Below are 21,243 nucleotides of genomic sequence, written 5' to 3'. Positions count from 1 at the left end.
GGCGGACCTTGGGTCCGAGTGATTCCCTGAGTCCGCGCGGTGCCGGGTCAGAAGCGACCCTAGGCCGTCTGAGCCGGTCTGCTCAGAGCGAGGCCATCGCTCTCACAACCTCGGGGAAGTCCGCGACCGGTACGGCCGTCGAGGCCTCCTCGAGGGTCAGCAGCCGGGCACCGGGAATCTCCCGGGCGAGCGCCTCTCCATTGCCCACGGGGAAGAACGGGTCACGCCTGCCGTGCATGACCAGCGTCGGCACTCGCAGCTGCGGCAGGCGTTCTCGCCAGCGTGGCTGGCAGTCGAGGCGGGAGAACACCATTCCGAGCTGATCGGCCAGGTGAGCTTCCGGATCTGAGTTCTGTGTCGGAACTGAGCCCTGTTCTGAATCAGAGCTCTGCGTGCGTGCCCAGATCCGCGCGGCGACTGCCCGTGCCTCTTCAGGGTCGTCGCCGAGGATCCGTGCACCTTCGGCCATATAGTCGGTCACCGAGTCGACGTCCGTCCAGTCCGGCTGCGGTCGGGAGAAGAGCGAACCCATCGTGGCCTCATCATGATCCGGCAGGTCATCGTCGACGGGACCGGGAGCGACCGGTCGGGTGCCGATGAGAGTGAGTGCCGAAAACGCCTCAGGGTGGTCGAGCGCCGCGACCTGTGCGACCATCCCGCTGATACCGATTCCTGCGAGATGAGCGGGTCGGCCATCGAAGGTCCGTGCGAGTTCGGCGGCATCAGCCGCGAGGTCTCGCAGAGTGTAGTCCGGTGATTCGAGATCACCATGGCTCGAGGCCCCGGCATCCCGGAGATCGCAGCACACAACGTGACGTCCCTGCTCTGCCAGCTGCTCGCACAGAGCATCGGGCCAGGACAGCATCGTCGGGGCACCGAGGCAGAGAACCAGCAGCGCATCCGTCTCACCGAACTCGTCGACGCCGAGGCTCACTCCATTGACGTCGCAGATATCCATGCCGCTCCCCCGCTCCGAGTTCATCCTCGTCTGAGGTTCAAGCATGAACCGCGTTGCTTCGAGAGGTCAATGCCTGCCCGGCTCGGCTGCACCGGCGGCTCAGCCGAAACAGGTTCGGCCGAATCAGGAGCTCAGTCGAAACGGGCAGCGCCCCGGCCGGCACTGACGGCGAAGATGTCCGGCTCCCCGTAGCCGTGCTCGGCGAATGCCGCGGTGACGGCGTCGCCGACTTGAACAACCTGGTCTGCGTGGATGAGGGCGATCGCGGAACCGCCGAAGCCGCCGCCGATCATCCGCGCGCCGAGCGCCCCGGCTCCCATCGCGGCGGCCACCGCCACGTCGAGTTCGACGCACGAGACCTCGTAGTCGTGCTGCAGAGATTCGTGGGAGGCCACCAACAGGTCGCCGATGGCACTGATGCGCGCACCATGCTCGTCGCCGGTTGCTCGTTCATTGTCCTCGAGCAGTTCGACGGTGGCGCGGACCCGAGCGTTTTCGGCGATGACGTGGCGCACCCGCTTCCGCTGCTCCTCGGTCAGTTCGCTCAGGTCGACGTCATCGGCGAGTTCCCGCAGACTGTCGACTCCGAAGATCGCGGCGGACTCCTCACAGGTCCTCCGTCTGGCGCCGTACCCGCTTTCGCTGTGCGAGTGAGAGACTTTCGAGTCGATGACGAGGAGTCTGAGTCCCTCGGCGTCGAGGTCGAAGGGAATCTGGCGAGCGCTGAGGTCGCGGCAGTCGAGGAAGAGCGCATGCCCGGCCTCGGTCATGATCGACGCGGCCTGGTCGACGATTCCTGTCGGTGCACCGACGAAGTCGTTCTCGGCTCGCTGAGTCAGCAGGACTTTCTCCCGGTCGTCGAGACCGAGGCCATACACCTCGTCGAGGGCGATGAGCACCGCGACTTCGAGTGCGTGCGACGAGGACAGTCCGGCACCGACGGGCACGGTGGATTCGATATAGAGGTCGATTCCGCCGACCACCGTGCCGGTGGTCTTCGCGATCTCATCGACGACTCCGGCAGGATGGCTCAGCCACCCGGGCAGGCTTCCGGGCACGAGTTCCGCGGCCGCGAACTGGCCGAACATTCTCTGGCCGGCGTCATCGCGATGGTCTGAAACGATGCGAATGCTCTCCCCACGCCGAGGCGGCTGCACAGTTCCCGTGTTCCCTGCGTCCTCGGCCTGCCGCCCTGCGGCGTCCCCGCCTTGCCCGGCAGCGCCGTTGTCGGGTCGCCGACCGATGGCGACGTACACCGCCCGATCGATGGCGATCGGCAGGACGAAGCCGGCGTTGTAGTCGGTGTGTTCGCCGATGAAGTTCACCCTGCCTGGAGCACGGAAGGAACCGATCGGACGGTATCCGAACAGGGACTCGAACTCCTCGGCGAGGTGTTCGGGGGTCGGTGTGGATACGGCCTCGGGGGGCTCTGTGGTCATGAACGATCGTCTTCCGGGTCGAGTGCCGAAGCCGTGCTCGCGTTCACGCTCACGGGTACGGCCGCCTCGGCGAGGGGTTCCAGGGTCACGGAACGCAGTCTGGCTGCGGTCTCCTCGGCGGAGACGTCGCCGACGAAGGCACCCATGGCGGCCTCCGAACCGGCGAGGAACTTCAGCTTGTTCTCCGCTCTGCGGGGGCTCGTGATCTCGAGGTGGAGCCAGTCGGCGCGGCGGTCGGCACTGTTGACCGGCGCTTGGTGCCAGGCCGCGATATACGGGGTGGGACTCGGGTAGAGGCCGTCGATGCGTCGCAGCACCTCGGGATAGACGCGGGCCAGGTCGTCGCGTTCGGTCTCGTCGAGCTCGTCGACGCTTCCCACCTGGCGGTGCGGAACGAGGTGGACCTCGATCGGCCAGCGGGCCGCGAAGGGCACGAAAGCGGAGAAGTGATCGGTCTCAAGAATCATTCGCTCTCCTGCCTCGCGTTCGAAGGCGAGCACATCGCCGAGCAGCGGCCGACCGGTCCGGCGCAGGTGTTCATGCGCCCGGGCCGAGGTGATCGCGGTGTGCGGGGTGACATAGGGGTAAGCATAGATCTGACCGTGCGGGTGGTTCATCGTCACCCCGATCTCCTCCCCGCGGTTCTCGAACATAAAGACCTGTTCGATGCCCGGCAGCGCAGCGAGTTCGGCACTCCTGTTGGCCCACGCGTCGATGACGGTGCGGGCGCGCGCGGTGCCGAGGCCCGCGAAGGAGCCGGTGTGCTCCGAGGAGAAGACGACGACTTCGCAGCGGCCGTATCCCGGTCCCGACAGCACGGAGGTCACGGTTTCGGCGGAGTCGGCGGCCGCCTCGGCGAAGGCGGTGTCCACGCTCTGAGCGGACGGAACATCACCGAGGCCGGGGCCGAGGGAGGGGAAGCGGTTCTCGAAGACGGCGACATCGAAGTCTGCCGCCGGGATCTCTGTGGGACGGTCCGGCGTCGACGGGCACAGCGGGCATTCGGCGGCGGCAGGCAGGTGGGTGCGGGTCTGTCGGTGGGTCGCCACGGCGACCCATTCGCCGGTGAGGACATCGAAGCGCAGGGTTCCGCTGTCTGGTCGCGTATCGTGCGGCCGGGGGTCGGCAGCGATCGTCGGTGCAGGTGAGTCGGGGTCCTGGAAGAACAGGATCTCACGACCATCGGACAGGTTCGCCCGGCGATGCGACGCTGGCATCTGACCTCCCAAAAGTTATCATTTTCGATCATAATGCTAACATCCGGCGGCCAAGATGCGCGTGGACGGAGTAGAATATCTGCAACTGTTCTTCCCGCGCTCGAGCACCCTGGAGACCCATGACCGCCACCATCGAACTCGCCTGTGACGAGTCAGCGGCGGCCATCTCCCCCATCGGCGCGAGCCTGGTTCGCTTCAGCGTCGGCGATCGTCCGGTCGTGGTGCCGATGAACGCCTTCGACGGAGCCGTGCTCGCCCCCTGGCCGAATCGGATCGATGGGGGCCGCTACGACTTCGCCGGAGACAGCCACCGGCTGCCGATCACCGAGCCTGAGCGGGATGCTGCACTGCATGGCCTCGTCGCCGATGTGCCGTGGTCCGTGGTTGAGCGCACCGAGTCGACGGTCAGTCTCGAATACACGCTGGAGCCGACCGAGGGGTATCCGTTCGCGTTCGATCTGCAGGTGGATTTCGAACTCGCCGAGGCGGAGCTGCGCATGCGCGCACGTGCCCTGAACACGGGGTCGGCCCCCGCACCGTTCGGTTTCGGATTTCATCCGTGGCTCTCCCCGGGCACGGCCCCACCGGGTACAACCGACCCCGTTGACGATGCCCTTGTCGATGAGGCTCAGCTCGTCATTCCCGCTGCGCACTGGCACGAGACCGATGAGCGGCTTATCCCCACGGCTGTTCGCCCCTTCGATGACGGCACTACCGTCCCGGCCGATCACGCCTCCGATGATTCGGCATGCATGGTGTGCAAGGACTTCCGGGCGCTGCGCCTCATCGGCGGCACGGTCCTCGATGATGCGTACGGCTCACCTCGGCGCGGTGACGACGGATGGTCGCGGGCACGGCTGAAGGGTGCAGATCTGCGCGAGGTCGTCGTCGGGATGGGGCCGGGGTTCCGCACCTGGCAGGCGTGTACGGGCGACGGCCTCGATGAGGATCTGGCACGTCGGGCGATTGCGATCGAGCCGATGACCTGTCCCCCGAATGCATTCGCAGCGGGCGAAGCCGGCGAGGACTTCGACGTCGTCGCCCCGGGTGACGAGCTTGTCGTCGAGTGGAGCATCGCTCTGACCGGGGCAGACGACACTTCGTGCTTCCTTCCGAAATGACAGTCGCCCTGCCGCGAGTCGGCGCATCCTGATAGGTTGCGACTACAGGCAGATATCAGGCGAGCGTGCCCTGTCCTGGGTGCGTTCCTTTCTCGAGAGGGACACCATGTCGACACCGCAGAACCCGAACGACCCGAACAGCAGCTCGGCTGAGCAGAATCTCGACGGCCAGAACCCCGGCGCGAGCGACCAGCCGGAGAGTGCCCAGTCCGCCTCGAACCAGTCGGGGCAGAACCCTCAGGACACTCAGTTCCAGCCCAACCAGGATGCACCGGCATCGCAGCCTGGCCAAGATGCGCAGTTCCAGCCCGAGCAGCCCACCTATCAGCAGGGCACCTATGATCCCAATGCCTATCAGGCACAGGGGCAGCCGTACCAGCAGGGCGGATATTCGCAGCCCGGCGCTTATCAGCAGGATCCCTATCAGCAGCACGCATACTCGCAGGGTGCAGCCCAGCAGCAGGCTTATGGTCAGCCTGGGTATGGTCAGGCTCCGCAGTCGGCGCCTCAGCAGGCTGGGTTCTTCAAGTCGCTGTTCGATATCCGCTTCGACAACTTCATCGCGGTGAAGTGGGCGGGCTTCATCTACATCATCGCGATCGTGGTCGCGGTCCTGTCCTATCTCGGCACCATCGTCGCCGGCATCACCACGGGAATCGCCGCAGGTTCGGCGTCGAGCTACCTCAGCGGCGGACCGAGCTTCAGCGTGCTTCCACTGATCCTGTCGATCATCTTCGGCTGGATCATCCCGGCCCTGTGGGTCATCGGCGTGCGTCTCGTGCTCGAGCTCATCGTCTCCAATATCAAGACTGCCGAACATACGAAGCGCATCGCCGATTCAGTCGGCCGCTGACTCACTGCGCCCTATATTTCTGGTGCAGGAGCGGCTTCAGTGTGCAGAAGTGGTGATCTCAATCAGTGCATATGAATCTTGAACCCGCAGATGCTGACACGGTGCAGGAACGCCCGTGAATTAGAGTGAGCCCCGCACCGAAATTCGATGCGGGGCTCAACCGTACCCCCGAGCAGATTCGAACTGCCGTTACCGCCTTGAGAGGGCGGCGTCCTAGGCCACTAGACGACGGGGGCTAGAACAACACTCCTGGACTGATCCAGACTGTGTCCGCTGGGCTACCAGGACTTGAACCTAGACTAAATGAACCAGAATCACTCGTGCTGCCAATTACACCATAGCCCAATGTTTTTCAAGGTCATCCCCGAGGAGATTTCCCTGAGCAACGAGATATAACTCTACACAAGCACCCCGCCTCCCGACAAATCCGAGAGGCTCCTTTTCAGTGTGACCTTCTTAACAGAATAGGCTCACCGCACCCGGCCCGTCGACGGGCCCAGAAGTCCCGCGCGCAGGCTCGCTCTGCCGGCCCCGACGGCCCCGGCCTCACCCGCGAGCGAGGCCGATGAGCCGGTCGAGGACCCGGTAGCCGTCGGCGCGCAGACCGTTGTGTTCGTACTCGTTCGTCACCCACGGCTGCACCCCGGAGAGATGCTCGGCCGTGGCCAGCGAATACTCCACCGGCACGTACGCGTCTTCGAAGTACACTGCCGCCGCACCACGCACCGAGGCGGCCTGCAGAGCGTCGACATCGTAGAGACCGGGCCACTGACGCGCGGCGACGAGCTCGGCCACCTCGGCGAAGGGCGTAAGCTCCGGATCCTCGTGCAGCGACTCCGGCCCGGCATGCTCGCCGGCCAGCAGCGTCGGATCCTTGACCACGGCATCGGGCATCGCCCGCCTGGCCGCCCAGTTCGTCACCGTGCCGTCGGCCCAACAGGATTCGTGGATGACGGCATAGAGCGGGTTGCGCCCCGAGAACGGCAGAGACGCGGCGAGGTCATGCCGGAAAGCCCCCGAAGAGAAGTCGAGGTCGAGCAGATAATGCAGCTTCTCCGGACCATCCGAGGCGCCGAGGAAGTGCCCAAGCAGACGGATCCGCTCCGGCGTCGCCCGCGCTCCCCCGGGGAGGGCGAGACCGTCACCGACAGACGCAAGGTCGACGAGGCGCCGCAGCTTCTCACGGTCGCCGGGGAACGCTGCGTAATACTGCTCGGACTTGCGGATCATGCCCTCCCACGTGCGTCCATAGACGGTCGCCGGGTCGAGGCCGATCGCCGGCAGACCGCCGGTGAAGTACACCTCGTGAAGGGCATTCGAATGCGCGGAGATGTAGCGCAGAGTCGTGAAGCCGCCGAAGGACTGCCCCAGCAGGGACCAGGTTTCCGCGCCGAGGTGGCGGCGCAGGATCTCCGCGTCCTCGACGATCGAATCGGCACGGAAGAAGGACAGCGCCTCGGCGATCGCGGCCGGGTCGTCCCCTACCGTCTCCAGTCCGGTGATGGCCCCATCGACAGAGCCGATCGGATTCGATCTTCCGGTTCCACGCTGGTCGAGCATGACGACCTGGAATTCCTCGAGGGCACGCTTCACCCAGCCGCCGGGACCGCCGACGACGCCCGGGCGCGGGGCTTCCACGCCGGGCCCGCCCTGCAGGTACACGAGGTAGGGCTTCTGACTGTCCGCCTCGGTGGCGATGATCCGGGCGAACACGCCGATCGTGTCCGGCAGATCCACCTTCCCCGAGGCGGCAGTCGCGGCTCCCTCCCCCGCCGAGGCGGCCTCCCCCGACCGTCCGAAATGGTCGAAGGGCACGGTGACCGTCACGTCACGGAAGTGCAGTCCCCCACGGGTCCAGTTCTTCTGCTCGACCATGGTCACAGCTGCGCCGCGAGTGCCTTGAGGCGCTTCAGCGAGGAGTCCTTGCCGAGGATCTCCATCGACTCGAACAGCGGTGGTGAGACCTTGCGGCCGGACACGGCCACACGCAGGGGTCCGTAGGCCAGGCGCGGTTTGATCTCCATCTCGTCGACGAGTTTCGCCGACAGCACCTCTTCGAGCTTCGCCGTGGTCCAGTCGTCGAGCCCTTCGAGGACCTCGATGGAGGCGGCGAGCACCTCGGGTGCAGAGTCCTTGAGCGTCTTCAGTCCGTCTTCGGCCATGACAAGGTCGTCATCGGAGGTGAAGAGGAACGCGAGCAGGTCGGGAGCCTCTCCGAGCAGCTTCATGCGGGTCTGCACGAGCGGAGCCGCCTCGTCGAGGATCTGCAGCTGAGCTTCCGTCGGGGACTCCGGGAGCACCTCGGCGGCCTGGAGATACGGCACCAGACGGTCACGGAAGTCATCCGGCTCGAGGAGGCGGATGTGGTCGGCGTTGATGGCGGTGGCCTTCTTCACGTCGAAGCGGGCCGGGTTGGGCAGGACGTCGTGGATGTCGAAGGCCTCGGTGAATTCCTTGACGCTGAACACGTCGCGGTCGGGTCCGATGGACCAGCCGAGCAAGGCGAGGTAGTTGATGAGTCCCTCGGGGATGAATCCGTTCTCGCGATGGAGGAACAAGTTCGATTCGGGGTCGCGCTTCGACAGCTTCTTGTTGCCTTCGCCCATGACGTAGGGCAGGTGGCCGAACTCGGGGGTCGCCTCGGCGATGCCGATGGCCTTGAGGTGTTCGTAGAGAGCGATCTGACGCGGGGTCGAGGACAGGATGTCCTCGCCGCGAAGCACATGAGTGATACCCATGAGCGCGTCGTCGACGGGGTTGACCAGGGTGTACAGCGGCTGGCCATTGGCACGAACGACGACGAAGTCGGGCACGGTTCCGGCCTTGAATGTGATGTCGCCGCGCACGAGGTCGCTGAAGGTGATGTCCTCATCGGGCATGCGCACGCGCCATACCGGTTCGCGGCCCTCGGCGCGGAAGGCTGCTTTCTGCTCGTCGGTGAGGTCGCGGTCGTAGCCGTCATAGCCGAGCTTCGGATCACGGCCCGCGGCCTTGTGCCGGGCTTCGACTTCCTCGTTGGTCGAGTAGGACTCGTAGATGTGGCCGCCGGCCTTGAGCTTCTCGATGACGCCTGAGTAGATCTCGCCGCGCTGCGACTGGCGGTAGGGTCCGTTGTCGCCGCCGACCTCGATGCCTTCGTCCCAGTCCAGGCCCAGCCATTTGAGAGCATCGACGACCTGGCCGAAGCTCTCCTCGGAGTCACGTGCCGCGTCGGTGTCCTCGATGCGGAAGACGAACTTGCCGCCGGTGTGCTTGGCATAGGCCCAGTTGAACAGGGCTGTGCGGACCATGCCGACGTGCGGGGTGCCGGTGGGTGATGGGCAGAAACGAACTTTGACGCTCACGATTGTCCTTTGCGTGATCTTCTCGGGTGTGAGTCTGTTGGGTGATGTGAGTCTGTGGTGTGCGCGGTGGCGCTGGTGGTTCGGCGGCTCTGGTGTTCCGTGGATGCGATCGCCGAGGCGGCGGTGGGTTCAGGCGTCCATGACCGGGTTCGACAGGACGCCGAGTCCTTCGATGGCGATGTCGACGCGGTTGCCGGACACGATCTGGCCGACCCCCTCCGGGGTTCCGGTGAGGATGACATCGCCGGGCAGCAGGGTGATCGTCTCCGACAGGTGTTCGATGATGGTCGGGATATCGAAGATGAAGTCGGCGGTGGTGCCGTCCTGCTTGAGATCCCCGTCGACCCAGGAGCGGATGCCGAGGTCGTCGACGTCGAGTTCGGTTTCGATCCAGGGACCCAGCGGGGCCGAGGTGTCGAAGCCCTTCGCCCGAGTCCACTGCTTGTCCGACTTCTGGAGGTCGCGCAGGGTGACATCGTTGCTCGCGGTATAGCCGAGGACATGGTCGAAGGCGTTCTCCGCCTTCACACCCTTGGCCACACGGCCGATGACGACGGCGAGTTCGGCCTCATAGGAGACGTATTCGCTGATCGCGGGCAGGCGGATAGGGTCGCCGGGGCCGATGACCGCGGTGTTCGGCTTGAAGAAGGTCACCGGGGTCACGGGAACCTCGTTGCCGAGTTCTGCTGCGTGTGCGGCGAAGTTGCGGCCCACGCCGATCACCTTCGAACGCGGCAGGATGGGGCTGACCAGACGCACGTCGTCGATCTTCAGCCTCTCGCCTGTCGATTGGGCCGGAGAGAAGAAGGGGTCCGAGTCGAGAACGGCGAGTTCGAGTCCCGACGTGTCCCAGCTTCCGTCGGTGATCGGCGGCACTTCACCTTCGACGACTCCGTATTTGGGTTCGTCCTGATGTACAAATCTGGCGATACGCATGTGTCACAGTCTAGTCAGTGCCTGGTGCCTTCCGCGCGTCGGTGCTCATCGATCCGTGATCGGATCCCAGCAGATCCCCCGCTGTGTCCCGTGTGCGGGCCGGGCCGCCCTGCTGAGAGACTGGTGGCATGCCCGATCCGCACCTCCCGCACACCTTCGATCTCGCCCGCATCGGGGCCGGCCTGCCCGCCGCCGCGCTCATCGATGAGTTGGGCCTCGCCGAGGCGACCCCCGCCCCGAGATTGGTCGTAGAGGCTCCTCCCGGAACCGGTAAGACCGCCGTGGTGCCGCCGATGATCGCTGAGCACCTGACTGGTCCGGGCCGCATCATCGTCACCCAGCCCCGGCGGATGGCGGCCCGCGCCGCGGCCAGGCGGCTCGCGTCGTTGACGGGGACCCGCCTCGGCGAGGTGATGGGGTTCACCGTCCGCGGTGAATCGCGGACTTCGCGGGCGACACGGATCGAGTTCGTCACCACGGGTGTGCTTCTGTCCCGACTGCTGCGCGATCCGGAGCTGACCGGTATCGACGGGGTCATTCTCGACGAGGTGCATGAGCGGCAGCTGGATACGGATCTCGCGTTCGCGATGTGCCGGGAATTGGCTGATCTGCGCGAGGACCTGTCCGTGGTCGTCATGTCGGCGACCTTGGATGCGCAGCTGTGGGCCGCGCGTCTCGGTGACGGACCGCAGTCGCCGGCGACGCTGCTGTCGGTGTCCGCCGATCCTCATCCCTTGGAGATACGGTGGGCACCGGCGAAGGAGCGGCCCCTTGATGCGCGGGGTGTGACCTGGGATTTCCTTGATCATCTGGCGGCGACGACGGTGCGTGCGCTGACTGAGACCGGTGAGGGCGACGTCCTCGTCTTCGCTCCCGGTGCACGCGAAGTCGACGAGGTGGCCTCTCGCGTGCGGCGCCGTGTGGAATCAGGTGGCGGTTCGGGTGATGGCGGACCGATCGGCTCTGGTGGTTCGGGTACCGGTGACACGATCGAGGTGCACACTCTCACGGGACGGACTCCCGCGAAGGAGCAGGACGCGATTCTGCGCCCACGCACCGACGAGGGACGGAACCGTCGCGTCATCGTTTCGACCTCGGTGGCAGAGTCGGCGCTGACGATCGACGGGGTCCGCATCGTCGTCGACTCCGGGCTCTCCCGAGGACCACGGCTGGATACGCGGCGTCGCATGTCCGGGCTGGTCACGATGCGGGAGTCGAAGGCTTCGGGAACACAGCGCTCCGGTCGTGCCGCCCGGCAGGGACCGGGTGTTGCGTATCGGTGCATGTCAGAGGCGGATTGGGCAAGCCTGCCCGAGCACACTCCTCCCGAAATTGCGACCTCCGATCTCACCTCCGCAGTGCTCGCACTCGCTGTGTGGGGCGGCGACGAGACCCTCTTGCCAGATCCGCTGCCGGCCGGACCGAAACGGCAGGCGGTCGACAACCTGGTCGCCTTGGGAGCCATGGAGATCTCGGCAGCGGCAATGGACGGTGCAGGAGGCGAGCGCCCCGCCGGGGAGCGCCCCACCGGTGAGCGCCCCGACACTGCCGATTTCCCGATATCAGCACTGAACGTCACCCAGTCGGGGCGGGCCATCGCGGCGGTTCCCGCCTCGGTGTGGTCGGCACGTGGCCTCCTCGACGGAGCTGCGCTGCTCTCTCCCGCTCGTGCGGCAGAAGCAGTCGCCGTCATCGAATCCGATCAGCGGGCTCCAGGCGCCGATCTCTCCGCGCTGCTGCGGCAGCTGCGACGCAGCAAGGACGCTCGATTCGCTCAGGACCGCAAACGGTTCGCGTCGATCGCACGCGAGTTCGCCTCCGATGGCGGCGAGGGTGGCGATGGCGGCGACACGGGAGGCGACACCGGGAACGGTGGAATCGGCGACCGCGCTGAAGTCAACGGCGGTTCCGGCACATCGCTGACTCCCGAGGATCTCGGGCTCGTCACGGCGCTGTCCTATCCCCTGCAGATCGCGCGTCTGCGCGGCGCCTCCGATTCCGAATACCTACTGGCTTCCGGCACGGCGGCGAGCCTGCCCCGAGACTCCTCGCTGCAGGGCAGCCCATGGTTGGCTATCGCCGAAGTGGGCCTGGCCGGATCGCGTGCGATCATCCGATCTGCTGTTCCCATCGACGTCGACACCGCGGAACTCGCCGGCGCCGGGCTGCTGCACACGGAGGAGACGGCGACGTTCGAGTCCGGGAAGGTCCGTGCGGTACGGCGCAGCCGCCTCGGCGGAATCGAACTGACCTCCACCCCGATCCAGGCCGGTCGCGAACTCGCCCGCCGTGCCATCGCCGAATCGGTGCGCGAGCGAGGAGCCCGCGAGGTTCTGCGTCCCTCCAAAGCCTTCGAATCGCTGCGCGCCCGGCTGGGACTGCTCCGCGCGGTCTTCGGGGACCCATGGCCGGACGTGACGTGGGTGCACCTCTCTGAGACGCTCGATCAGTGGTGTCCTGATGCGCTCGACCACATCGCGAAGGGCTCCGATCCTGCTCGCGTCGACCTCGTCTCCGCGCTGCGCGGCCTGCTGCCGTGGCCCGAGGCGGCCCGGCTCGATGAGCTGGCCCCGACCCATATCGAGGTGCCCAGCGGGTCACACGTTCGCCTCGAGTATCCGGATCCCGATCTCCTCGAGCCGACCCCGATCCTCGCGGTCAAACTCCAGGAGTGCTTCGGTTGGACCGATGTGCCCCGCGTCTGTGACGGCCGGGTGGCGGTCACCATGCACCTGCTCTCCCCCGCCAGGCGGCCCCTGGCGGTCACCAGTGATCTCGCGTCGTTCTGGGCGAATGCGTATGCCCATGTCAGGGCCGAGAACCGGGGCCGCTACCCGAAGCATCCGTGGCCGGAGGATCCACTCACCGCATCGGCCGCGAAGGGCACGAAGCGCTCGGGTCGCTGAGCTGGAGCCCGACTCCACCGTCTGGGACAATGGTGCGGTGACTTCCGCACCCTCGACCACGACTCCCGCCCCAGCCATGGCGGCGACCGAGCGTGCCGGCACATCGTCGGGCCGCCTCGGTGACGGTGTCGTCCCTGCCGAGATCTGGCGCGGGCTGCGTGACGAGCACGAGCGTCGGATCGCCGAGCGCACCGATGCGCATATCGAGCGGCGGATGCGACAGGAGACCCATCCGGTCGAAGACTTCCTCTTCACCTATTACCCGTTCAAGGTCGGGCAGCTGAAGAAGTGGCATCCCGGGCCGGGTGTGCGCGTCACGCTTGAGACGGCAGCTGATCGTCGATATTTCGACCGCCGCTGGTACCGCATCGACGATGCGCAGAATTTCGCCGAGGTGGACCTCGAGTCCTGGCGCACCGACCGTGGGGACGGGGCGAAGTTCATCGCCTCGCTGCTGTCGTCGACATTGGGTCGGGAAGCGAACTTCGGGTGCTTCGGCATCCACGAATGGGCGATGGTCTACCGTCTCACCGACGAGCAGCGCCGTCATCAGCAGGTGCCCCTGCGGCTGAGCCCCGCCGAGACCGATGCCGTGGTCGAAGGCCACCGCATCCAGTGTTCGCATCACGATGCGTTCCGCTTCTTCACCGAACCGGCCCGGCCTCTCAACACCTTGCAGCCGAGCCGCGAGGGCATGGTCGCCAACGAGCAGCCCGGGTGTCTGCACGCGGGGATGGATCTGTACAAATGGGCGATGAAGATCTCGCCGATCGCTGATTCGGATCTCGTCGTCGATTGCTTCGACCTCGCGCTCGACATCCGCACCCTGGACATGGAGGCCTCCCCCTATGACCTGCGTGGTTGGGGCTACGGGGTCGTCGCCATCGAGACCGCTGCGGGCAAGGCCGTATACATGGAGCGGCAGAAGGATTTCTCGGGCAGGGCGCAGGCGCTGCGGGCTCGGCTGCTCGATGCTTTGGCGGTCGCGGGAGTTCATCCGCGCTGAGTCGCCTGGGGGCTGCGCTGGTTAGCCGCTGCGGCTGCGCCGGGCCCGCTGTGCTGACCAGTCGCTGCGGCCGCGCCGTTTCGTGGACGTCTTCGCGGTCGCGGCACCGGCGAGCCTACGATCGACGGTATGCGCGCCATCGTCTTCGATCAGTTCTCCGTCCGTCCCGAACTCACGGACATTTCCGCCCCGACCGCACCTGGTGCGGGAGTCGTCATCGACGTCGAAGCCACCGGGGTGTGCCGCAGCGATCATCATGCGTGGACCGGCCAAGATTCGACGATCACCCTGCCCCACGTACCCGGGCATGAGCTGGTCGGTCGGGTCGCCTCGGCGGGTGTGGGCGTACAGGACTTCCACGTCGGCCAGCGGGTGACCGTTCCCTTTGTGTGCGGGTGCGGGAACTGCCGGTGGTGCGTTTCCGGCAATGCGCAGGTGTGCCCCGATCAGACGCAGCCGGGATTCACGCATTTCGGATCGTGGGCGGATCAGGTCGTCATCCACAATGCCGATGCCAACCTCGTGGCCGTGCCCGAGGACCTGCCGGCCGCGGCCGTCGTCGGGCTCGGGTGTCGATTCGCCACGGCCTTCCATGGTCTGCGAGTGCGGGCTCGCCTTGCCGCGGACGAGACTGTCGCCGTCTTCGGCTGCGGCGGGGTGGGACTGTCGACAATCATGATCGCCCGGGCCCTCGGTGCGAAGGTGATCGCCATCGACGTCAGCGATGCGGCCTTGGAATCCGCCCGTGAGTTCGGTGCCGCACGATGCGTCAATGCTCGGGATCTCAGCCCTGAGGAGCTGAGCGCCGAGGTGGTCGCGCAGTTCGCGTCGACTGATCCCGACGGGGTGGCTGTGACCGTTGATGCCCTGGGCAGGGAGGACACGATCCGGGCGGCGATCGGTGCTCTGGCACCCTTGGGTCGGCATGTGCAGATCGGGCTGCTGCCCGCGGAGCCGGTCGTCGATCTGCCGCGCGTGATCGCTCTCGAGCTCAGCGTGCTCGGCTCGCACGGAATGGCTGCGGCCGAGTACCCAGAGCTCGTGGACCTTGTCGTTCAGGGACGATTGCGTCCGCAGGAGCTGGTCACTACTGTCATCGGACTCGACGAGGCGCCCGCGGCGATGGAGGCGATGGGGTCACCCTCTGCCTCGGCGGGGATGACGATCATCGACCTGGCCAGGTGAGACGGCCGGCGGTCCGGGCACTGTGAGTCGCCTCGGCGAGGTCGAGCGCAACGGCGGCGATCACGGCAATGCCTCACTCGTCGCCGAGTGACTCCCGCATGCTCGCGGCCAGGAATCCGATGAGTTCCTGATTCCCGCGGATTCCGGGTTCGAACGGCAGCCGCAGGCGGTCTTTGTCCCTGTCCCGGTAGCGCGGAATGACGTGCATATGGAAGTGGAAGACCGTCTGCCACGCCTCGGCACCGCAGCAGTTGAGGAGATTGACGCCATCGGCTCCCCATGCGTCGAAAGCGTGCTTGGCGATGCGCTGGGATTCGAGCGCCACCGCAGACAGATCTTCGGCCGGGATGTCCCGCAGGTCCGTGCTGTGCCGTTTCGGCACGACGAGCAGATGCCCGTCCGACCCGGGCTGGATGTCCATGAACGCGAACGTCGATTCGGTCTCGGCGATCGGCGCACTCGGCGCGTCACCTGCGACGATCTGGCAGAAGATGCAGTCGCTGCTCATCAGTTCCGATTCCTCCCCTGCTGTCAGTCACTTGTCCAGTTCGGTGCTGGGTCGAGTCCCTCAGATCGTGCTGACGAGCCCTCAGACCATGATGGCGAGGACGACATTCGTGTCCTGGCCATCCCAGCGGCCCAACAGCAGACCGGCGTCGGACTTCTCCGCCGGAGACTCGGGCGACAGGCGGTAGAGGATCTCGACGTCGCCGGCACCCGGCAGAGGTCCCGTCCCGAAGGCGTGGGCCACCTCGGTGATCTCTTCGCCCCGGTTGCCCTCAGCATCGACGCGGTACTGCTTCGCTGCGGTCGACGCGGTGGCGATGGTGTGGTCGAGGCGCTGCCGGAACAGCGGGTCGCCCATGCCGGCGTAGACCCACCGCTTGCCGAGCACCGAGTGATCCATGTTCGCCACGAATGCTTCGTCGGCGCCTTCGAGCGGTGCTCCGCGGTAGGTCAGCGGCACCTGCAGCAATTGGTCGCCGCTCTTCACGATGTGGATCTCGATGCCCACTTCGCCGGCAGGGTCGTCGAAGCGGTACGCGGTAACAGTCTCGAGCGGGTTCGCCGCGAGGTCGAGCTCGGCGGCCCAGTCCTGCTTGGCAACCCAGTCGGTGACGACGTCGAGCTTGCCGGGATTGAGCTGAGCTGCGTAGATATCTGCCATGACGGTTCCTCCTGAAATCTGTCTGACGTCGGCGTCAGGTGTGGCTGGGCGGGTCAGGTGTCTGTAGGTGTGAGGCGCTCGGAAGTCTCCGGACGCTTCGCAACAGGCCTTGCGTGGTCTCAGGCCTTGCGCGTGCCGGGGATCCATTCTCCGTCGACGACTTCGTAGTCGGCGAAGACTGCCGGTGCCTCTTCGCGCATGACCTCGCCGATCTTGTTGAAGATGAGGCGGATCTCCTCTTCAGCGCCCTTCGCAGTGCGCATTTCGATGACGTGGCGCAGAGAACGCAGGTTCGCGGTGTAGACGATTCCGGTGGCCAGGCCCTCGGGGGCGAAGCGGCGCATGAACGAGGTCATGTGCTTCTTGTGGGAGAACTTCGTGCCCTCCTCGTCAAGCTCGAAATGATCGGCCATCCACTGCTGGTGCTCCTCGAGGGTGTCGAGGACCTTGAGGCTGCGTTCCATGAGTTCGGGATCTTCGCGGGCCCACTCGGGGAACCAGAATGGGATGTCCGTGAGGCGGACGTAGCGCAGCGATTCCTGCGAGAACGCCGATCCTGCGCGGTGGCGGATGAGTTCGTGGGTGAGCACGCGCGAGACGTTGTGGAGGACGAAGGTGAAGTTCGCGTGTTCGAGCACGGATCCGTGCTGGGACTTCACGACGTTGCCGAGGTACTGCGCGGAATCGGTGCGCACCCGCGAGACGTTCGGGTTGAGTCCCGGCTCCCACGAGCGATAGCACATGCGTCCGGAGAACTCGAGGAGATCCTCGGCGTCGGGAGATTCCGCATCTTCGACCCGGTCCGCCCAGGAGGTTCCGCCCACCTCGTCGAGGTAAGTCCTCATCGCTTCCCAATCGATATTGGGCTTGGCGAGCAGTTCAACGGACGGTTCGACCTGGCGCATGGCTCTCCTAGTGAAGGGGACGTGATTGATTCCCAATCCTACAGACAGCCCGGCTGGTTGCGGCGACCGGTCCGCACCGAAATTCTCCTCGCCTCAACCGTCTTGGCTGACAGATGCGACGGGGCCCTGTTCGTCGAGGTTGTGCAGGCGACCGCCCGTATCAACGACGAACGCCTGCGCCCCCGCGGATTCCACCATCACCGAGGTGGCTGCACCGTCGACGTATACGACCGCGGCATGATCATCGATGGCGATTCCGGGGCCGGGAAGCCGGCCCTGGGCGATCCATTCCCGGAAGGATTCCTTCCGTCCGGGTTCTCCATGGAAGTGCGGGCAGGCACTCCCCCGCAGGAATCCGAGCCCGTCGTTCAGCGGTGCCAGCGGACCGAATGAATCCGTCGAAGATGCCGCGAACCAGCAGTTCGCACCGGCGCTGATGCCGGCGAGGATCGTTCCTCCGGCGGCCGCTTCTCTCATCCGTTGGTCGACGCCATGCCTGCGCCAGAGGCTGAGCAGATTCGCCGTGGAGCCGCCGCCGACGTAGATGAGGTCCATGTCGAGCAGCATCGCCGGATCTTGGTAGTCCCACGGACTCTGCCCGAACAAGGAGAGGACATGGGTTCGTGCCCGCGCCTCGAATGTCGCTTCGAACCGCTCGATGTAGTCGCGGCTGTCGCCGGATGCCGTCGGGACGAAGCAGACGTTCGGGAGTCCAACAGAGGCGCCGAAGCCGCTCTGAGCACCGGCCTCGTCCTCAGCGCCGCCGCGGATCCGTCTGGCGGCCATGCGCACCAGCTCGTCATCAATGGCCGATTCCCCGGTCTCGGACACCGAGAACCCACCGCCGCCGAGGGCCACAATCGTGCCCCGGAAAGCGGTGGATTCAGAGATGCTCACGGCACTCGGTGCGTCCACTTCTCGGTCCCGAACTTCTCATCGACGAGTTCCTGCGCCCGCTTGAGTTCCTCCTCTGTGTAGGTACCGTAAGTGGCCCCGTAGCGGGTGGCGAAGGTGTCTGCCATGACATCGATGATGTCCTTGCGTGCCTCACCGGTCTGACTCCGCAGCGGGTCGACGCGTTTCTTCGCGCTCGCCACTCCCTTGTCGGAGATCTTCGCTTCGCCGATGCGCAGAACTTCGACCATCTTGTCCGCGTCGATGTCGTAGCTCATCGTCGCGTGGTGGAGCAGTGTGCCGTCGCGATTGCGCTTCTGTGCGGCACCGCCGATCTTGCCTCCGGTCGAGGAGATGTCGTTGATCGGCTTGTAGAACGCCTCAACGCCGAGGGTCTTGAGAGCCGCGAGCACCCACTGGTCGAGGAACACATACGACTCCTCATAGTCGAGGCCGGCGACGAGGGCAGGCGGGACGAACATCGAATAGGTGATGCAGTTGCCGCCTTCCATGAACATCGCACCTCCGCCCGAGATGCGACGCACGACCTGGACGTCGTACTTCTCCACGCCTTCGGGCCGCAGCTCGTTGACGTAGGACTGGAAGGCCCCGATGACGGTGGCCGTGTCCTCCCACTCCCAGAACCGCAGAGTCGGCTGACGACGACCTGCCGCAACTTCCTCGAGCAGGACCTGATCAAGTGCCACATTGAGCTGAGTCGGCAGCACCTCGCCGCGAATGACCTGCCAGTCGAAGTCAGTGAAGTTCGCCGCCGATCCCAGCGCCCGTCGCACGACGGTGGCGATATCGGCGGTGGAGAAGCCGTGCATCGCCAGCTCCGAACCGTAGCCGGCCAGAGCCTCGTCGAGGCGGCCGCGCAGCGCCGCATTATCGGCAGTGACGCTGGCGCCGACGAGGGCCGGTGCCAGGTCGAAATAGGCTTCCTCGGGTTCGAGGAAGAAGTCCCCGGAGATCTTCACCTCGGTGATGGTCTGACCGTCGGTGGTGACATCGGCGACGACGAGTTTGCCGCCGATGACCTTGTATTCGCCGTGGAAGTGCTGCGTCTCGTTCGTCATGTCTCCCAACCTACTCCCCTGTCAGTGCGTTCCACATGAACCGGTAGCTCAGCGCCCGGGTGAATGCGGTCTGTTCATTGTCCGAAGCGGCGGAATGTCCGCCTTCGGTGTCTTCGAAGAACCACACGTTCTCGATTCCGTCCGCCTGCATCCGGGCGGCCATCTTTCGTGCCTGCACCGGCCCCACCCGATCATCCGACGTGGCCGTCCAGAACAGCACCGGCGGATAGGCCTGACCGTCCTCGAGGAGGTGGTAGGGAGAGAACTCTCTGATGAACGCCCAGTCCTCGGCCACGTCCGGGTCTCCGTACTCGGCCTTCCACGAATAGCCGGCGCTGAGCTTCGTGTATCGGGCCATGTCCAGCAGCGGAACGCCGCAGGACACAGCACCGAAGAGCTCGGGATATTGGGTGAGCATATTGCCCACCAGCAGGCCCCCGTTGGATCCGCCGGCGCAGGCGAGCGTCTTCGGGCTCGTCACTCCGCGGGCGATGAGATCGCGTGCCACGGCCGAGTGGTCCTCATAGCAGCGCATGCGGTTCTCCCGCATCGCCGAGGTGTGCCATTCGGGTCCGTATTCGCCTCCGCCGCGGATGTTCGCGAGGACATAGACGCCTCGGCGACCTGCCGGGAGGGTGTTGCCGGTGGTGCTGCGGCTGAGCCAGCCGATGCCGACAACGGGTGAGTATCCGGGAGTGCGGCTGACTTCGAAGCCGCCGTAGCCGTCGAGCAGGGTGGGATTCTCTCCGTCGAGCGGGAGGTCGTCGGCTCCGATCTGGAAGTACGGGATCTTCGTTCCGTCGGCGCTGGTGGCGAAGTGCTGTTCGACGCTCAGCCCTTCGGCATCGAACATCGCCGGGGCTGACTTGATCACCTCGATGCTGGACTCGTTCGTTCCCGCAGCTTCGTCCGAGGGGCCCAATGTGCCGTACGACAATGTCGAAGGGGTGAGGAAGCCGGTGCTGACCATCCAGAAGTCGTTGGCGGTGGCCGGGTCGTACTTGTCGACCGCGCCGAGGCCGACCATATGGTTGGCCGGGACTCCGGGCAGTGCGGATTCGGCGAAGTCGTTGTTCAGGTCGAGGACCGTGAGCTTCGACTGTACGTCGGCGAGCAGCTCGAGCACGAGGTAGTCCCGGGTGGAGGTGAAGGACTGCAGGGAGGTGTGGGCGTCGGGGGTGAAGATCACGCGCGGAGCGATCTCGCCTGCCTTGACGGCATCGATATCGGCGATGGCGAGGCCGCCGGCGGCCACCTCGGTGGTGGCGGACGTCCACGTCGACTGGGGTCGGAAGAGCACGAGGTCGCGCTCGAAGCCGACCTCGACGTCGGTGGGGACGTCGACACTGTTGAGCGCGTCGGCCCATGCCGTCGGTTCGACTGACAGCGAACCGTCTGCGCTCGTGATGTCGGCGAGGTCGAGGAAGCTCATCGTCGAGTTGAAGAAGTCGATGGCGTCGATGATGACGGCGCGGTCGGTGGCCTCGGTGTCGGGGCGGATGTCGCTGCCGACGAAGATCGCCACGTGGTCGCGTGGCACTTCGGCGACGATCGGGGCGTCGTCGAGGCTCTGACCGCGGCGGAGCGCTCGGGCTTGGCGTGGGTAGGACGAGGTCGTCAGTGAGTCGGCGTCGGTTTCGGTGGCGACGAGCACGGTGTCGTCGTCGAGCCAGGCCAACCGTGTTTTGGCGGCGGGGATGTCGAAGCCGCCGTCGACGAAGGCGCGGTCGTCGAGGTCGAATTCGCGGACTCGGTGTGAGTCACCTCCGTCCGGGGAGAGGAGGACGAGTGCGCGGCGGTTGTCGCTGCGGCGCACCATCGCTCCTGACCAGACCCAGGCGGTGTCTTCCTCTGCAGCCAGTTCGTCGAGGTCGAGCAGCACTTCCCAGTCGGGGGTGGCCGTGCGGTAGCTGTCCCAGGAGGTGCGTCGCCACAGGCCCTTCGGGTTCGTCTTGTCCCGCCAGAAGTTATAGAAGTGGTCCCCGCGTTTGGTGACCATTGGGATGCGGTCGTCGGAGTCCAGCGCAGTGCGCAGATCACCGGAGATGTCGTCGAAGAGGCCGTCGTGAAAACGTTCGAGGGTCTTCGCGTTCTGGTCCTTCACCCAGGCGATCTGCTCCTCGCCGTAGATGTCTTCGAGCCAGAGGTTTTCGTCGTCGGGCAGTTCGGCGTTCACCGTCGAGACCGCCTTCGAGGAGTCTTCTTCACGCATGCTCCCATCCTAGTGACCGC

General features: G+C 65.8%; 17 protein-coding genes and 2 tRNA genes. 5 read left to right on the top strand and 14 right to left on the bottom strand.

Annotation, left to right across the window (positions count from 1 at the left end):
* Positions 1-82: 82 nt before the first annotated feature.
* The 3 genes from HK108_RS11795 to galT form a co-directional block, all read right to left on the bottom strand.
* Entirely contained in the window at positions 83-1,003 is a 921-nt protein-coding gene (locus HK108_RS11795; protein ID WP_229664107.1) for an alpha/beta fold hydrolase, read from the bottom strand.
* Positions 1,004-1,089: 86 nt separating this feature from the next.
* Positions 1,090-2,397 carry a galactokinase gene (locus tag HK108_RS11790; RefSeq protein ID WP_181271663.1) on the bottom strand — a complete coding sequence of 436 codons (1,308 nt, stop codon included), beginning with the start codon at positions 2,395-2,397 and terminating at the stop codon, positions 1,090-1,092.
* A complete protein-coding gene (gene galT / locus HK108_RS11785) occupies positions 2,394-3,614 on the bottom strand; it encodes a galactose-1-phosphate uridylyltransferase (RefSeq protein WP_181271662.1) in 1,221 nt (406 codons plus the stop codon). The genes HK108_RS11790 and galT overlap by 4 nt, the downstream gene beginning before the upstream one ends.
* A gap of 119 nt (positions 3,615-3,733) precedes the next feature.
* Here galT and HK108_RS11780 point away from each other — a divergent pair, with 119 nt between their 5' ends.
* Both HK108_RS11780 and HK108_RS11775 read left to right on the top strand, forming a co-directional pair.
* A complete protein-coding gene (locus HK108_RS11780) occupies positions 3,734-4,735 on the top strand; it encodes an aldose 1-epimerase family protein (protein ID WP_181271661.1) in 1,002 nt (333 codons plus the stop codon).
* Between the two features lie 106 nt (positions 4,736-4,841).
* Positions 4,842-5,588, top strand: a complete 747-nt coding sequence (locus HK108_RS11775; RefSeq protein ID WP_181271660.1) for a DUF4282 domain-containing protein — start codon at positions 4,842-4,844, stop codon at positions 5,586-5,588.
* 163 nt (positions 5,589-5,751) lie between these two features.
* On the opposite strand, the gene HK108_RS11770 is transcribed toward HK108_RS11775, so the two are convergent.
* The 5 genes from HK108_RS11770 to HK108_RS11750 form a co-directional block, all read right to left on the bottom strand.
* Positions 5,752-5,824, bottom strand: a tRNA-Glu gene (locus tag HK108_RS11770).
* A gap of 37 nt (positions 5,825-5,861) precedes the next feature.
* A tRNA-Gln gene (locus HK108_RS11765) sits at positions 5,862-5,933 on the bottom strand.
* Positions 5,934-6,134: 201 nt separating this feature from the next.
* The gene (locus HK108_RS11760) at positions 6,135-7,463 is read right to left on the bottom strand and encodes an alpha/beta fold hydrolase (RefSeq protein ID WP_181271659.1); all 1,329 of its coding nucleotides are present in this window, start codon (positions 7,461-7,463) and stop codon (positions 6,135-6,137) included.
* Positions 7,464-7,465: 2 nt separating this feature from the next.
* Positions 7,466-8,932 (bottom strand): glutamate--tRNA ligase, encoded by a 1,467-nt coding sequence (gltX, locus tag HK108_RS11755; RefSeq protein WP_181271658.1) that lies wholly within the window; start codon positions 8,930-8,932, stop codon positions 7,466-7,468.
* A gap of 129 nt (positions 8,933-9,061) precedes the next feature.
* Positions 9,062-9,868 carry a fumarylacetoacetate hydrolase family protein gene (locus tag HK108_RS11750; RefSeq protein WP_139468848.1) on the bottom strand — a complete coding sequence of 269 codons (807 nt, stop codon included), beginning with the start codon at positions 9,866-9,868 and terminating at the stop codon, positions 9,062-9,064.
* A gap of 128 nt (positions 9,869-9,996) precedes the next feature.
* On the opposite strand from HK108_RS11750, the gene HK108_RS11745 reads away from it, so the two are divergent.
* The 3 genes from HK108_RS11745 to HK108_RS11735 all read left to right on the top strand — a co-directional run bounded on the left by HK108_RS11745 (position 9,997) and on the right by HK108_RS11735 (position 14,965).
* On the top strand, positions 9,997-12,774 hold the full coding sequence (locus tag HK108_RS11745; protein ID WP_181271657.1) for an ATP-dependent RNA helicase: 2,778 nt from the start codon (positions 9,997-9,999) through the stop codon (positions 12,772-12,774).
* 76 nt (positions 12,775-12,850) lie between these two features.
* A complete protein-coding gene (locus tag HK108_RS11740) occupies positions 12,851-13,780 on the top strand; it encodes a 3-methyladenine DNA glycosylase (protein WP_373284087.1) in 930 nt (309 codons plus the stop codon).
* Positions 13,781-13,909: 129 nt separating this feature from the next.
* Positions 13,910-14,965 carry a zinc-binding dehydrogenase gene (locus HK108_RS11735; protein WP_181271656.1) on the top strand — a complete coding sequence of 352 codons (1,056 nt, stop codon included), beginning with the start codon at positions 13,910-13,912 and terminating at the stop codon, positions 14,963-14,965.
* A 73-nt stretch (positions 14,966-15,038) separates the two neighbouring features.
* Here HK108_RS11735 and HK108_RS11730 read toward each other — a convergent pair whose 3' ends face one another.
* The 6 genes from HK108_RS11730 to HK108_RS11705 form a co-directional block, all read right to left on the bottom strand.
* A complete protein-coding gene (locus tag HK108_RS11730; protein ID WP_181271655.1) occupies positions 15,039-15,473 on the bottom strand; it encodes an HIT family protein in 435 nt (144 codons plus the stop codon).
* 81 nt (positions 15,474-15,554) lie between these two features.
* The gene (locus tag HK108_RS11725) at positions 15,555-16,133 is read right to left on the bottom strand and encodes a maltokinase N-terminal cap-like domain-containing protein (RefSeq protein ID WP_181271654.1); all 579 of its coding nucleotides are present in this window, start codon (positions 16,131-16,133) and stop codon (positions 15,555-15,557) included.
* Positions 16,134-16,252: 119 nt separating this feature from the next.
* Positions 16,253-17,038, bottom strand: a complete 786-nt coding sequence (gene thyX / locus HK108_RS11720; RefSeq protein ID WP_139468853.1) for an FAD-dependent thymidylate synthase — start codon at positions 17,036-17,038, stop codon at positions 16,253-16,255.
* Positions 17,039-17,131: 93 nt separating this feature from the next.
* Positions 17,132-17,935: a Type 1 glutamine amidotransferase-like domain-containing protein gene (locus HK108_RS11715; protein WP_229664105.1), complete on the bottom strand. Its 804-nt coding sequence runs from the start codon at positions 17,933-17,935 to the stop codon at positions 17,132-17,134.
* The gene (gene lplB, locus HK108_RS11710) at positions 17,932-19,011 is read right to left on the bottom strand and encodes a lipoate-protein ligase small subunit (RefSeq protein WP_173155895.1); all 1,080 of its coding nucleotides are present in this window, start codon (positions 19,009-19,011) and stop codon (positions 17,932-17,934) included. The genes HK108_RS11715 and lplB overlap by 4 nt, the downstream gene beginning before the upstream one ends.
* Before the next feature lie 10 nt (positions 19,012-19,021).
* Positions 19,022-21,223 carry a prolyl oligopeptidase family serine peptidase gene (locus HK108_RS11705; protein ID WP_181271653.1) on the bottom strand — a complete coding sequence of 734 codons (2,202 nt, stop codon included), beginning with the start codon at positions 21,221-21,223 and terminating at the stop codon, positions 19,022-19,024.
* Between the last annotated feature and the right edge of the window lie 20 nt (positions 21,224-21,243).

The organism is Brevibacterium sediminis (assembly GCF_013623905.1).
GTDB lineage: Bacteria > Actinomycetota > Actinomycetes > Actinomycetales > Brevibacteriaceae > Brevibacterium > Brevibacterium sediminis.
The sequence above is the reverse complement of the archived record's forward strand: the minus strand, read 5'-3'. Positions and strand labels throughout refer to the sequence as shown.

Bases quoted from the DNA above. Each gene is read 5' to 3' on its own strand.
- HK108_RS11740 (WP_373284087.1), top strand. From the start codon at position 12,851: ATGGCGGCGACCGAGCGTGCCGGCACATCGTCGGGCCGCCTCGGTGAC.
- HK108_RS11790 (WP_181271663.1), bottom strand. From the start codon at position 2,397: ATGACCACAGAGCCCCCCGAGGCCGTATCCACACCGACCCCCGAACAC.
- HK108_RS11780 (WP_181271661.1), top strand. From the start codon at position 3,734: ATGACCGCCACCATCGAACTCGCCTGTGACGAGTCAGCGGCGGCCATC.
- thyX (WP_139468853.1), bottom strand. From the start codon at position 17,038: ATGCGCCAGGTCGAACCGTCCGTTGAACTGCTCGCCAAGCCCAATATC.
- HK108_RS11730 (WP_181271655.1), bottom strand. From the start codon at position 15,473: ATGAGCAGCGACTGCATCTTCTGCCAGATCGTCGCAGGTGACGCGCCG.
- galT (WP_181271662.1), bottom strand. From the start codon at position 3,614: ATGCCAGCGTCGCATCGCCGGGCGAACCTGTCCGATGGTCGTGAGATC.
- HK108_RS11795 (WP_229664107.1), bottom strand. From the start codon at position 1,003: ATGCTTGAACCTCAGACGAGGATGAACTCGGAGCGGGGGAGCGGCATG.
- HK108_RS11745 (WP_181271657.1), top strand. From the start codon at position 9,997: ATGCCCGATCCGCACCTCCCGCACACCTTCGATCTCGCCCGCATCGGG.
- HK108_RS11725 (WP_181271654.1), bottom strand. From the start codon at position 16,133: ATGGCAGATATCTACGCAGCTCAGCTCAATCCCGGCAAGCTCGACGTC.
- lplB (WP_173155895.1), bottom strand. From the start codon at position 19,011: ATGACGAACGAGACGCAGCACTTCCACGGCGAATACAAGGTCATCGGC.
- HK108_RS11735 (WP_181271656.1), top strand. From the start codon at position 13,910: ATGCGCGCCATCGTCTTCGATCAGTTCTCCGTCCGTCCCGAACTCACG.
- HK108_RS11705 (WP_181271653.1), bottom strand. From the start codon at position 21,223: ATGCGTGAAGAAGACTCCTCGAAGGCGGTCTCGACGGTGAACGCCGAA.
- HK108_RS11750 (WP_139468848.1), bottom strand. From the start codon at position 9,868: ATGCGTATCGCCAGATTTGTACATCAGGACGAACCCAAATACGGAGTC.
- HK108_RS11775 (WP_181271660.1), top strand. From the start codon at position 4,842: ATGTCGACACCGCAGAACCCGAACGACCCGAACAGCAGCTCGGCTGAG.
- HK108_RS11760 (WP_181271659.1), bottom strand. From the start codon at position 7,463: ATGGTCGAGCAGAAGAACTGGACCCGTGGGGGACTGCACTTCCGTGAC.